Here is a 13029-nt window from a genome sequence, read left to right on the forward strand (position 1 = left end):
CCATGTCCGGCGCTGTCTCCGGTCCGTATATCTGTAACCCGGAATACACGCGCCGCACCGTGGCGCGGTTCAGCTGAGGGGGCGCAGTGACCGTGGGACAGGAGACCGCCGTGGCGTCGACAGCGACGCAGCGGGCCGTCGTCACCGCCGCGTGCGGCGCCGTGGTGGCCGCGCAGATGGCGACAACGATCTACCTGCCCGGCATGCCCGCGCTCGGTGCGGACATCGGCGCCGACGAAGGCGTCTTACAGCTGTCGGTGGCGGTGTTCGTGGTGTTCGCCGCGCTGCCGGTCGTCGCCTGGGGCAGGGCCGCCGAGCGGTTCGGGCGGGTCCCCGCGTTCGTCGCGGCGGGCGCCGTGTTCGTGCTGGCCAGCGCGGCCCTGGCGTTCATCACGAACGCGCCGGAGCTGCTCGGGCTGCGCGTGGCGCAGGCCATCGGCGCCGGCGGCATCGCGGTGATCGGACGGGTGATGGTCAAGGACCTCTTCACCGGCGCCGACCTCGCGCGCCAGCTCGCGCTGTTGTCGATGGCCTTCGTCGTCGCGCTCGGCGGCGGGCAGGTGATCGGCGGCATCGTCACCTCGACGGTCGGCTGGCGGTACGGCTTCGCCGTACTGGCCGTGCTCGCCGCGATCCCGGTGCTGTTCGCGCTGCGCATCTCGCTGCCGAAACCACCACCGGCGCAGCGGATCCCGGCCCGGCGTTTCCTCGGTGACCGGGTGTTCCGCACCAGCGCGGTGGCAGGCGGGATCGGCTTCGCGATCGTGGTGCTGATCCAGCAGAAGTCCGCGTTCGTGTTCGCCGGCGTGTTCGCGTTACCGCCCTGGGTCTTCGGCCTGTTCGGGGTGCTCTACGGCGCCGCGTACCTCGGCGGCGCGACCTATGTGCGCCGCTCGGTGCGGCGGGTGGGCGCCCAGGCGATGATGCGCCACGGCGCCTGGATCATGGTGGCCGGCTGCGCGCTGATCGCCGCCGCCTGGGTGGTCGAGCTGCCGAAGGCGCTGGCGCTGCCGCTGTTCCTGGCCGGATACGTCACCACGACCTTCGGGCAGGCGACGCTGTTCCCCAACAGCGCCGCGCACGCCGTGAGCCATCTCACCGCGGGCGCCGCGATCGCGGTCTCCTGGTGCGCGCTGATCCAGCAGGGCCTGGCGGGCATCGCCTCGCTGGCCGGGCCCGCGCTGTCCGGGCTGCTCGCCTGGTCGCTCGTCCTCACCCTGCTCGCCGCCGTGAACGTCGCGCTCGTGCGGGCCCCCGAATCCACTCCCTGACGTACCTCGCCAGCAAAGGAACAACGCCAGTGGTCAGTCATCACTTCGCCAATATCCGTAGGCAGCTGCACACGAGTAACACCTTCTGGGACGACAGCACCGCGCACGGCCTGGTCGACATCGTCGCGACCGACATGCGTGACGGCACGGTGCACGACCGCGACGGCCGCGCCATCGTCAACTTCTCCTCGTACTCCTACCTCGGCCTCGACAGCGATCCGCGCATCGTCGCCGGCGCGCACCGCGGCCTCGACGAGACCGCGACCCTCAATTCCTCCATCTCCCGCATGCGTATCCGGCTCAGCCTGCTGGAGGAGGCCGAACAGCGGCTGACGCGGACCTTCGGCGCCAGCGCCGTCACCGTGTCGTCCTGTGCGGCGGCCGCCTGGGCGACTCTGCCGCTGCTCGCCTCCGGCGAGCTCACCGACGGCAAGGCGCCGCTGATGGTGTTCGACAAGAACGCGCACTTCTGCCTGAACGCGATGAAGCCGCTGGTGGCCGACGAGACCGAGCTGGTCACCATCGCGCACAACGACATCGAGGCGCTCGAAGCGTTGTGCCGCGAGCACCCCGTGGTCGCCTACGTCGCCGACGGCGTCTACAGCACGGGCGGCGGCGCGCCGCTGGCCGAACTGCACCGGCTCCAGGACACCTACGGCCTGTTCCTGTATTTCGATGAGGCGCACGGCATCTCGACCCTCGGCCGGGGAGGGCGGGGCTACGTGCTCGGCGCCTACGAGGGCTGGCGCGAGCGCACGCTCGTGATCGCCTCGCTCAACAAGGGCTTCGGCGCCAGCGGCGGCGTGATCTTCTTCGGCGCGGCCGACGACGACTCCCGCAAGGCCACCCTGCTGCGCACCAGTGGTCCGCTGATGTGGTCACAGCGGGTGAACACCGCGGGCCTCGGCGCGATCGTCGCCGCGTGCGACCTGCACGACGACGGCACCGTCGACCGGCTGCAGGCCGATCTGCGCGAGCGGGTCCGGCTGTTCGACGCACTCGTCGACACGGAGCTGGCCGGGGACGGGCTGCCCATCCGGTTCGTCGAGCTCGGCCGCGAGGACGTCACCGTGGCGGTGGCGCGCGACATGCTCGACGCCGGGTTCTACACCTCCCCCATCTTCTTCCCGATCATCCGCCGCGGCAGCGCGGGCCTGCGCCTGATGCTGCGCGCCGACCTCGATCCCGACACCATCCGCCGGTTCGCCGACACCCTCGCCGCGAGCCTGGCCGCGCACCGCGAGGAGCTGCCGGTATGACCGTCACCATCGAGAACACCCTGGGCTTCGAGGCCCAGCGCACGCTGCTGCGCGAGCACACGGCCGGGATCGTCACCTCACGTCGTCGGCCCGACGACACGAAGCTGTCCGTGCGCGAGCGGGTCGACCGGGTGCTCGACCCGGGCACGCCGTTCCTGGAGATCGGCAGGCTGGCCGCGCACGAGGTGTACGACACCGATCTGCCCGCCGCGGCGCTGGTCGTCGGCATCGGCTCCATCCACGGCAGGCCGTGCATGATCTTCGCCAACGACCCGCACGTCAAGGGCGGCACCTACTATCCGCTCACCATCAAGAAGCAGTTGCGCGGACAGAAGCTGGCGCGCGAATACCGCTTGCCCTGTGTGTATCTCGCCGATTCGGGCGGCATCTATCTGCCGCTGCAGGAGGAGATCTTCCCGGACGAGGAACACCTCGGGAAGATGTTCCGCAACATCGCGGAGATGTCGGCGATGGGCCTGCCGCAGATCTCGGCGGTGCTCGGCATCTGCACCGCCGGCGGGGCCTACATCCCGGCGATGAGCGACGAGACCGTGATGGTGCAGGGCCTGAGCACCGTGTTCCTCGGCGGCCCGCAGCTGGTGGAGGCCGCGACCGGCGTGCGCGTCGACGCGCAGACCCTCGGCGGCGCCGACCTGCACGTGCGCGAGACCGCGGTGGCCGATCATCTCGCGGTCAACGAGGAAGAGGCGCTGGCCATGGTGCGCGACATCGTCGCCCGCACCCCGGGCGACGCGGTCCGGCCGCCCGCGTTCGCCGCCCTCGAACCCGCCGACGATCCGGCCCGCCTGCCCAGCCTGATCCCGACGAGCACCAAGAAGGAGATGGACGTCCGGGCGATCCTGCGCTGCGTCGTCGACGCGGGCTCCTGGGTCGAGTACCGCCGCGACTACGGCATCACCATCGTGTGCGCCACCGCGCGGATCGCCGGATACGAGGTGGGGATCATCGCCAATCAAGGCGTGATCTTCCCCGACAGCGCGCTCAAGGCCACCAACTTCATCCAGATCTGCGATCAGCGACGCATCCCCCTGTTGTTCGTGCACAACGTGAGTGGGTTCATGGTCGGCGAGGAGTACGAGCGGGCCGGGATCGCCAAGCACGGGGCGAAGATGGTCAACGCCGTCTCCTGCGCGAGCGTGCCCAAGATCTCGCTGGTGATCGGCGGCAGCTTCGGAGCCGCCAATTTCGCGATGTCAGGGCGGTCGATGGGCGGGCAGTTCATGGCGATGTGGCCCAATGCCCGCTCCACCGGGGTCGGCGGCGAGCAGGCGGCCGCGGTGATGGCGATCCTCAAGCGCGACCGGCTGCGCCGCGAGGGCAAGGAACTCAGCCCCGCCGCCGAGGCCGCCATCAAGCAGCCGATCATCGACAGCTTCGAACGCCAGTCGCTGCCCACCTACATCGCCGCGCGCATGTGGATCGACGCGGTCGTCGAACCGGAGGACACGCGCGATTGGCTGGCTCGCTGCCTGTCGCTGTCGCACGAACGCTGGGACCGGACCGCCCCTGCGGCAGCGAAGTTCGGGGTGTTCCGGCTGTGATCGCGCGTCTGCTCATCGCGAACCGGGGCGAGGTCGCCGCCCGGATCGCACGCACCTGCGACCGGCTCGGCATCGAGTACGTGACGGTGACCGTGGCCGAGGACCGCGACCTCACCTATCACGCCGCAGCGGTGTCGACCGTGGAGCTGCCCACCGGCGGCCACCTCGACGCGGCGGCGCTGATTCGCGCGGCCATCGAAACCGGCTGCGACGCCGTTCATCCCGGCTACGGATTCCTGTCCGAGAATGCCGAGTTCGCCCGAGCTGTTCGGGCGGCGGGTCTGGTCTTCGTCGGGCCGAGTTCCCGCGTGATCGAGTCCATGGCCGACAAGGCCTCGGCCCGGCGGGTGATGGCCGAGGCCGGCGTGCCCGTGCTGCCCGGCACCACGCACGCCAGTGCCGACGTCGACGCGCTGGTCGCCTCGGCGGCCGACATCGGCTACCCGCTGATCGTGAAGCCCGCAGGGGGCGGCGGCGGCAAAGGCATGTCGGTGCTGTACTCTCCCAACGGCTTACGCGAAGCACTCGCCTCGGCCTCGCGCACCGCGATCGCCGCCTTCGCCGACGGCCGCCTGCACCTGGAACGCTATGTGGAGCACGCGCGCCACATCGAGGTGCAGGTGTTCGGTGACGAATTCGGCGGCGCCGTCCATCTTTTCGACCGCGACTGCTCGCTGCAGCGCAGGCACCAGAAGGTGATCGAGGAGGCTCCCGCCCCACGCATCGCCGAGCAGGTGCGCGCGGCCATGTTCGCCGCGGCGGTCCAGGGCACGAAGGCCCTGCAGTACGTGGGTGCGGGCACCTTCGAATTCCTGCTGATCGGCGAGGAGTTCTTCTTCATCGAGATGAACACCCGCCTGCAGGTGGAGCACACGGTCACCGAGGAGATCACCGGCGTCGACCTGGTGGAATGGCAGCTGCGGGTGGCGGCGGGCGAGCCGCTGCCCGCCCGGCAGGACCAGATCGGCCACACCGGCGCCTCGGTGCAGGTGCGGATGTACGCCGAGGACCCGTTCCGCTCGTTCCTGCCGTGCCCCGGCGACCTCGAGGTGACGCACTGGCCCGCCGTGCGCGTCGAGCGGGCCTTCACCCGAAAGCTCCGGGTGACAGGCGGTTTCGACCCGATGATCGCCAAGCTCGTCGCGACCGGCGCCACCAGGGACGAGGCGCTGGCCGCCGCGCGACAGGCGAGCCTGGACCTGCGCTGGAACGGCATCTCGACCAATCTCGGCTTCGCCGCGCGCGTGCTCGCGGCGCCGATCGTCGCCGCGGCCGAACACGACACGGCCTACCTCGATCGGATCGACCCCGTCACCGAATTCGGTGACCCGGACGAGATCGCGGCGCTCGCCGTCGGCGGCCTGCTCAGCGCGCCGGACCCGGCGACGCCCTGGTCGCCCGGCGCGCCCACCGGCGACCGGAGCTGGCTCGATCCCGACGACGGCGATCTCGGCGGCCTCGACCTGACCGTCGACGGGCGACCGTTCACCGTGCGGGTGCGCGGCTACGACGGCGACGACGTGCTGGTGCGGGTGCCGTCCGATGATCAGGCGCACCGCGTGCTGATCGACGGCGAGACCGTCACCGTCGACACGCTCCCCGCCGTGGTCCGCAGGCGGGGCGCCGGCTGGGAATGTCAGGTCGCGGGCGTCACCCGGGAGGTGCGCTACGCCGAGTACCGCGCACTGGGCGGCGCGGCGGCCGGACCCGAAATCCGTTCGCCCATGCCGGGAACGCTCGTCCGGCTGCATGTCGAGTCGGGCGCACCGGTCGAGGAAGGACAGCTGCTCGGCGTGGTGGAGGCCATGAAGCTCGAGCACGAACTCACGGCCTCGCACGCCGGAATCGTCACGGTGAACGCCGCGGAAGGCGCGGTGGTCACCACGGATCAACCATTGTTTCTCATCGAGGAGAGGGGCGCCGCGCTGTGATGCGGACACGCCGACTACTGACAGCACTGGTCGCGGCGACGGCCGTGCTGGTGACCGCATGCGGCGGAACCGACACCGCCGCACGCGACTCCGCGCAACCCGTCAGCGGCGGTTCGCTGACCTGGGGTGTGGAGACCGAGCCGACCACGCTCAACCCCCACCTCAACGGGCAGAGCAACACCCACCTGATGCTGCGCAACGTCTTCGAGTCGCTGCTGGCGCGCACCACCGACGGCGGCTTCGTCTCGTGGCTGGCGACCGGCCACGAGATCTCCCCCGACGGGCTCACCTACACCTTCTCGCTGCGCGAGGGCGTGAAGTTCACGGACGGCTCGCCGCTCACCGCGAGCGCCGTGGCGCGCAACTTCACCACGATGCAGGACGTGTCGTACTCCGGCGGCTGGTCCGCCGGACCGCTGTCGCACCTGGCCGCGGTGACCGCCCGCGACGAGCGCACCGTGGTGTTCACCCTGAAGGACCCGTACGCTCCGTTCCTCGACTTCGCCGCCGGCTTCCCCATCATCTCCCCGGCCGCGTGGGACAAGCCGCAGCTCAAGGCCGGCGGCCCGGAGATCGCGGGCACCGGACCGTTCATCCTCGACCGCTATGTGAAGGGTCAGGAACTGCACTTCCGCAAGAACCCGGACTACAACTGGGCGCCCCAGAACGCCAAGCACCAGGGGCCCGCCTACCTCGACGAGGTGACCTACCGGTTCCTGCCCGAGTCGTCGGTGCGCACCGGCGCGCTCACCTCCGGTCAGGTCGACCTGATCGAGGGCGTGTCCGGCAACGACGCCTCGCTGTTCCGCGACAACCCCGACTTCACCTATGCGACCGCGCTGAACAACGGCAGCCCGTACACGCTGTATTGGAACTCGACCTTCGGGCCGACCACCGATGAGCGAGTCCGCAAGGCGCTCAACAACTCCGTCGACGTGAATGCCGTGCTGGAGTCGATCTACCGCGGCCAGCGCACCCGCGGCTGGGGCATCGCCTCCAGCGTCGACACGCTGTTCTACGACAAGAGCGTCGAGGGCGCCTACGGCGCCGACAAGGCGACGGCCAACCGGCTGCTCGACGAGGCGGGCTGGACCGCGAAGGACGCCGACGGCTACCGGACCAAGGACGGTCAGCGGCTGACCATCGAACTGGTGCAGGCGCAGTCGACGCTGCGCGACCAGCGCGAGGTGCTGTTGCAGGCCGTGCAGGCGCAGGCCAAGCAGAACGCGGGCATCGACCTGAAGCTGTCCTACGTCGACCTGGGCACCTACAGCGAACTGCGCAAGAAGAACGCCTTCGGCGCGATCGCCAACTCCGACACCATCACTGGCGGCATCGACATCGAGAACCACTGGTACCCGCCGACCCCGCTCGGCACGCTCAACTACAGCCGCGCGACCGATCCCGAACTGTCCGCGTGGCTGAAGGCCGCCGCCTCGACCACCGACAACGCCGAGCGGGCCAAGCAGTACGGGCAGCTGCAGCGGTTCGCGCTCGTCGACAAGGCGTACGGTCTGCCGCTCTACATCCCCGAGAACCAGATCGCGACCGGCGCCCACGTGTACGGCGCGGGGTACCGGCCGTACAAGCAGCTTCCGGAGAACGCCTACGACATCTGGGTCGATCGTGGATAAGGGGCTTTCCCGTCGGCGGACCGGGCTCGTGCCAGTGTGCGGCCGGGCGCGAAGGTCCGGCTATGGACGCTGCGTCGACGGGGTCCGCCGCCGCGGTGGCCGGGCCACCGGGGCGAGGTCTGCCGCGGGCGGATGTACGGGATCGGTGCGGTCGTGACGGCCGAAGCGCTGGCGCAGGAGGCGACGGCACCGGTAGACACCGCCGTGCGTGGTGCGCGGGCCGGCACCGTCGGCCGGATCGCGCTGCGTGTGCTCACGGGAATCGGTGTGCTGTGGGGCGCGATCACGCTGTCGTTTCTCGGCGTGCGGCTGGCGCCGGGTGACACAGTCGACGTGCTGCTCGGCGAGCAGCCGCGCACGCCGGAGGTGGAGGCCGCCATCCGCGCCGAATGGGGGCTCGACAGCCCGGCGATCGTGCAGTATTTCCGCTACCTGTGGCACGTGGCGCAGGGCGATTTCGGGCGGTCGTATGTGTTGCAGCGACCGGTGGCGGAGGTCATCGGCTCGCAGGCCGGTCCGACGCTCGCGCTCACCGGTGCCGCGCTGGTCGTGGCGCTGGTGTTCGCCGTCGTGGTGGCGACGACCACCGCGCGGCGGCGCCGAGCGCGGTCCGTCGCCAATGCCGTTGAGCTGGCCCTGGTTTCGACGCCCGCGTTCTGGCTCGGCATCGTGCTGCTCTCGCTGTTCAGCTTCCAGCTGAAGATCTTCCCGGTGGCGGCGAACAAGGGACTCGCCGCCCTGGTGCTGCCCGCGCTCGCACTCGGCCTCTCGCTCGGCGCGGTGATCTCGCAGGTGCTGCGCGACGGGCTCGAGCGAGCCCTCGACGAGCCGTTCGCGGTGACGGTGCGCTCCTGGTCGGTGAGCGAGACCCAGCTGCGGGTGCGGCACGGCTTGCGCCACGCCGCCCTGCCCGCCGTCACCCTGACGGGCTGGCTCGTCGGCGGACTGCTCGGCGGGGCGGTGATCATCGAGGAGGTGTTCGGCCGCCCCGGGCTGGGCCGCGTCACCGTGGAAGCGGTACTGGCCCAGGATCTTCCGGTGGTGCTGGCCGTAGCGATCCTGTCGGCCTTCGTCTACGTGGTGATCAGTACCGCCGTCGACCTGCTGTACCTGGTCCTCGATCCCCGGCTGCGCCGCGACTCCGCGGGAGGCGGGCAGATCTCCGGAGGTGCGTCATGACGGCGGCTCTTTCGCTGCGAGCGCGGGTCGCCGACCAGGCGAACGGTTTCGGCGTCGCGCCCGGTGTCGTGATCGCCGCGTTGACGATCGGACTCGTCGCGCTCGCGGTGGCCGCGCCGGGCGTGCTCGCCGGGAGCGACCCGCTCGCGGCCGATCCACTCACCGCCCAGCTCCCGCCGAGTGCACAGCACTGGTTCGGCACCGATCATCTCGGGCGCGACGTATTCAGCCGCGTCGTGCACGGAGCGCGGTATTCGCTGCTCATCGGCGTCACGGCGGTCGCCATCGCGGTGGTGGCCGGCTCCGTCCTCGGGCTGCTGGCCGGGTTGGCGCGCGGGCGGCTCGACGAGCTGATCACCCGGTTCCTCGACGTGGTCTCCTCGTTTCCCGACCTGCTGCTGGCGCTGGTGCTGATCTCGTTCACCGGACCCGGCACCGCGAACCTGATCGTCGCGCTCGGCATCGCCTCGATCCCCCGGTTCGCGCGGGTGGTGCGGGCGCAGACGCTCGTCGTGCAGGAATCCGGATATGTGGAGCAGGCACGGACTTTCGGGCTCACCAGGGCGACGCTGGTGTGGCGGCACGTCCTGCCCCACGCGGTGGCGCAGGTCCCCATCCTGGCCACCATCGGCCTCGGCACCGCCATCCTCGGCGCGGCGGGCCTGAGCTTTCTCGGCATGGGACCGCAACCGCCGGAACCGGAATGGGGCGCCATGCTCGCCGAGGGCCGCAACTATCTGCGCAATGCCTGGTGGATCGGCGTCCTGCCCGGTGTGGCGGTGACGGCGACGGTGATCGCGGTGAGCTCGCTGGGACGGCATTGGCAACGGCACTACGACGGAAGGCCCGCGGCATGAGTCTGCTCGCGATCGAGAATCTGCGGATCGGGTTTCCGTCGAAAGACGGTGCGCGCGAGGTGGTTCACGGCGTCGATCTGCGAATCGAGCCGGGCGAGGCGGTCGCCCTGGTCGGCGAGTCGGGCTCGGGCAAGTCGGTGACGGCGCGCACGCTGGTCGGGCTGGCAGGCGCGGGTGCGCGCGTCAGTGCCGACACGTTCGACCTGTTCGGCCAGGACGCGCGCGCTCATCGGGAACGACAGTGGCGCCGGATCCGCGGCAGCGCCATCGGATTCGTGCTCCAGGACGCGCTCGTCTCCCTCGACCCGCTCGGCTCGGTCGGCGCGCAGCTGGCCGAGGTTCAGCGCGCGGTGACCGGGCGGGCGAGCACCGCGCGCAGCGTCGAATTGCTCACCGCCGTCGGGGTTCCCGAGCCGGAACGCCGCTTGCGCCAATACCCCCACGAACTGTCCGGCGGACTCCGTCAACGCGTCCTCATCGCGACGGCGATCGCGGGCGACCCCGACCTGATCATCGCCGACGAGCCGACCACGGCGCTCGATGTCACTGTGCAGCAACAGATCCTGGAGCTGCTGCGCGCCCGCAAAGCCGCAGGTACCGCGCTGCTGCTGATCAGCCATGATCTCGCGGTGGTCGCCGAGGTGGCCGATCGGGTGCTGGTGATGCGCGCGGGCGAGGTGGTCGAACAGGGCCGCACCCTCGACGTGCTCACCCAGCCGACGCATCCGTACACGAAGAAGCTGCTCGCGGCGGTGCCGTCGGCCGCGTCACGGGGATCCCGGCTCTCTGTCGCCGGCGAACCGCCCTCGGCGGAGCGTCGGCCCCTGCCCCCGCGCTCTGTCGACGCGAGTCATGTGGTGCTCTCGGTGCGGGATCTGCGCAAGACCTACGGATCGGGTCAGGCCGCGCGGACGGTGGTCGACGGCGTCGACTTCGATCTGTTCGCGGGTGAGACCCTCGGCATCGTCGGCGAATCCGGGTCGGGCAAAACCACCACCGCGCGGCTGGCGCTGCGGTTGGTGGCGCCGACATCCGGTCGCGTACTCGTCGACGGCAAGCCGTGGAGCGAACTCTCCGAGCGGGAGTTGCGGCCCCTGCGGGGTGCGGCGCAGCTGATCGCGCAGGACCCACTCAGCTCGTTCGATCCGCGCTACACCGTCGAGCGGGTGATCGGCGAGAGCCTCGACACCGTCGATGTGCGTGGCACCGCCCGAGCGAGACGGGTGCGGGAGAGCCTCGACGCGGTCGGCCTCGCCCGCGAGGTCCTCGACCGGCACCCCCGCACCCTGTCCGGCGGCCAACGTCAACGCGTCGCCATCGCCCGCGCGCTGGCCCCGAGCCCCGCGCTGCTCGTCGCCGACGAACCGGTCTCCGCCCTCGACGTCTCGGTCCAGGCCCAGATCCTCGACCTGCTCGCCGACCTGCGCGCCGACTTCGGCACCGCCCTGCTGCTCATCTCCCACGACCTGGGCGTCGTCCAGCACCTGGCCGACCGGGTCCTGGTGATGAAAGACGGTCGCGTCGTCGAATCCGGCGACGTGGAATCGGTACTGCGTGCGCCGCAGCACGACTACACCCGACGCCTCGTCGCGTCGGTCCCGCGCCTGCCGGAGCCGGTCGACGGTGCGTGATCGGCCCGGCAGAATCCGGTGCTTCGGCGCTGGTTCACGCGCTGGGCCGCGAACGCCCCAGCGCCCGGATCCCCATCGAGCCCGCGGCGACCAGGACGGCGGCCACGGCGACGAACACGATCTGTGGCCGGTCCAGCGTGCTGTCACCCGCCAGCAGATACCCGGCGACATTGATCAGCCCATGCCCGACCGCCGCGACCAGCACCCGCTGCCAGCAGCTGCCGGTGCCCAGATAACCGAGCACCACGGCGAACGCCATCGTCGCGACGAAGAAGCAGACAGTGACCACCGCCCCCGCGGTGAAAGCCTGCACGTGCCACAGCGCCCAGGTCACCCCGGTCACCGACACCGCCGCGGCCTTCGCCATTCGAGACTCGAGCATCGGCTGCATCACACCCCGCCACCCGACCTCCTCACCACCGGCCCCGACGAACTGCAACACCACGAACACCACGAACGGCACGCCCCCAACCGCCGCCGGCCCGACGATGGCCGTACCCGAGACGACCGCCGCCCCCGTGATCAACAGCCAATAGGCCACGCACACCGCGACGATCCCCGCGAGGTTCACCCCCACCCACCGCCGAGAAACCGCCGTGGGAAGCACCCGGACCACAGTCCGCCGAAACATCAGCCACGTAACCAGCGCCCCGACCGCCGGCCCGAACTGCACCAGCGACAACGCCGCCGGATCGATCCCGGAAGGCCGCTGCACCGCGAGGAGAATCCCCGAAGCAGCCAGGGTTGACAGCACATAGACGCCGAGTGCGAGCCACACCCGCGCGGCCGCCGGGGCCCGCACCGCGGCGGCTCGGTCGGACGCGGCGAGGTCGATGTCGGCGGAACTCACCCGTCCAACCTTGCCGCGCGAGCATCTGGCGCACATCACTCTGCGGTCTCGCTATGGCGTTGTACCCCACCCGGCAGGTCGATCATTCCGACGGCACTGTTCGGCCGCGACGCCGCACGCCCCACCCCGAATGCGGACACTCTCAGAGAGCGACGACCTCGAGCATGCTTTCCAGCCCCTTGAAGTCGGCGGCGTTGCGGGTGTAGAGCGGGAGGGAGTTGGCCGAGGCGATCGCGGCGATGAGCAGGTCCATCCGTCGAGGGCGCGGATCCCGCTTCGCGGCCAGCGTCAACGCGACCAGAGTGCCGTATCGAGTCGCCGCGGCTTCGTCGAAGGGCAGTGGGTCGAACTCGACGATCGCGGCGCCGAGTTGCTCCGATCGCTCCGCCCGGCGCACAGGGTCCTTCGCCATCGCGACGCCCTGGTTCAGCTCGGCGAGCGTGATCGCGGTGATCTCGGGAGTTTCCGGCAGGGCGCCCGGATCGAGCGAGCCGAGGTCGAGATAGGTGCACGTGTCGAGCACGCCCGCCGGATGCCTGACGCTCATCGGCCGCCCCACGGGTCCTCGTCACCAATTCTGTCCTCGGATCCGAAGAAGTCGTCGGCTTCCTGTCGCATCACCGCGTAGTCCACTCGCGGCAGGGCGCGATGCCGGGCGACCAGTTCTTCCGCGCTCCGGCGCCGGCGACGGCTGACAGGCCGCACTTCCGCGATCTCGACGCCGTTGCGGGTCACCCGGATGGTCTCACCCGCTTCCACCGCGTCCATGACCGCCGCCGAGTTGTTCCGCAGCTCCCGTTGACTGATCTGCCTCATAGACCGAGTGTAGCCCGCTGTGCTACAGCGGGCTACACT

General features: G+C 70.5%; 11 protein-coding genes. 8 read left to right on the forward strand and 3 right to left on the reverse strand.

Translation table 11 applies throughout. The annotated features are described in order from the left end of the window. Positions 1-86: 86 nt before the first annotated feature. From DFR69_RS07655 to DFR69_RS07690, 8 genes are all read left to right on the forward strand, one after another. Positions 87-1271 (forward strand): MFS transporter, encoded by a 1185-nt coding sequence (locus DFR69_RS07655; RefSeq protein ID WP_110036693.1) that lies wholly within the window; start codon positions 87-89, stop codon positions 1269-1271. 29 nt (positions 1272-1300) lie between these two features. Continuing rightward, positions 1301-2530, forward strand: a complete 1230-nt coding sequence (locus DFR69_RS07660) for an aminotransferase class I/II-fold pyridoxal phosphate-dependent enzyme (RefSeq protein WP_110036694.1) — start codon at positions 1301-1303, stop codon at positions 2528-2530. Next, positions 2527-4092: an acyl-CoA carboxylase subunit beta gene (locus DFR69_RS07665; RefSeq protein ID WP_110036695.1), complete on the forward strand. Its 1566-nt coding sequence runs from the start codon at positions 2527-2529 to the stop codon at positions 4090-4092. The genes DFR69_RS07660 and DFR69_RS07665 overlap by 4 nt, the downstream gene beginning before the upstream one ends. Then, the gene (locus DFR69_RS07670) at positions 4089-6023 is read left to right on the forward strand and encodes an acetyl/propionyl/methylcrotonyl-CoA carboxylase subunit alpha (RefSeq protein ID WP_167456183.1); all 1935 of its coding nucleotides are present in this window, start codon (positions 4089-4091) and stop codon (positions 6021-6023) included. The genes DFR69_RS07665 and DFR69_RS07670 overlap by 4 nt, the downstream gene beginning before the upstream one ends. Then, positions 6023-7657 (forward strand): ABC transporter substrate-binding protein, encoded by a 1635-nt coding sequence (locus tag DFR69_RS07675; RefSeq protein WP_110036697.1) that lies wholly within the window; start codon positions 6023-6025, stop codon positions 7655-7657. The genes DFR69_RS07670 and DFR69_RS07675 overlap by 1 nt, the downstream gene beginning before the upstream one ends. Before the next feature lie 153 nt (positions 7658-7810). Continuing rightward, positions 7811-8836 (forward strand): ABC transporter permease, encoded by a 1026-nt coding sequence (locus DFR69_RS07680; protein WP_208643925.1) that lies wholly within the window; start codon positions 7811-7813, stop codon positions 8834-8836. After that, positions 8833-9693, forward strand: coding sequence for an ABC transporter permease (locus DFR69_RS07685; protein WP_110036699.1), 861 nt, complete (start codon positions 8833-8835; stop codon positions 9691-9693). The genes DFR69_RS07680 and DFR69_RS07685 overlap by 4 nt, the downstream gene beginning before the upstream one ends. Continuing rightward, positions 9690-11324, forward strand: a complete 1635-nt coding sequence (locus DFR69_RS07690; protein WP_110036700.1) for a dipeptide ABC transporter ATP-binding protein — start codon at positions 9690-9692, stop codon at positions 11322-11324. The genes DFR69_RS07685 and DFR69_RS07690 overlap by 4 nt, the downstream gene beginning before the upstream one ends. Before the next feature lie 34 nt (positions 11325-11358). Here DFR69_RS07690 and DFR69_RS07695 read toward each other — a convergent pair whose 3' ends face one another. The 3 genes from DFR69_RS07695 to DFR69_RS07705 all read right to left on the reverse strand — a co-directional run bounded on the left by DFR69_RS07695 (position 11359) and on the right by DFR69_RS07705 (position 12990). After that, entirely contained in the window at positions 11359-12174 is an 816-nt protein-coding gene (locus DFR69_RS07695; RefSeq protein ID WP_167456184.1) for a CPBP family intramembrane glutamic endopeptidase, read from the reverse strand. Between the two features lie 142 nt (positions 12175-12316). Further along, a complete protein-coding gene (locus DFR69_RS07700; RefSeq protein ID WP_110036903.1) occupies positions 12317-12721 on the reverse strand; it encodes a type II toxin-antitoxin system VapC family toxin in 405 nt (134 codons plus the stop codon). After that, the gene (locus DFR69_RS07705; RefSeq protein WP_110036702.1) at positions 12718-12990 is read right to left on the reverse strand and encodes a type II toxin-antitoxin system Phd/YefM family antitoxin; all 273 of its coding nucleotides are present in this window, start codon (positions 12988-12990) and stop codon (positions 12718-12720) included. Before DFR69_RS07705 ends, DFR69_RS07700 begins: the two co-directional genes overlap by 4 nt. Between the last annotated feature and the right edge of the window lie 39 nt (positions 12991-13029).

The organism is Nocardia neocaledoniensis (assembly GCF_003182135.1).
GTDB classification, from domain to species: domain Bacteria; phylum Actinomycetota; class Actinomycetes; order Mycobacteriales; family Mycobacteriaceae; genus Nocardia; species Nocardia neocaledoniensis.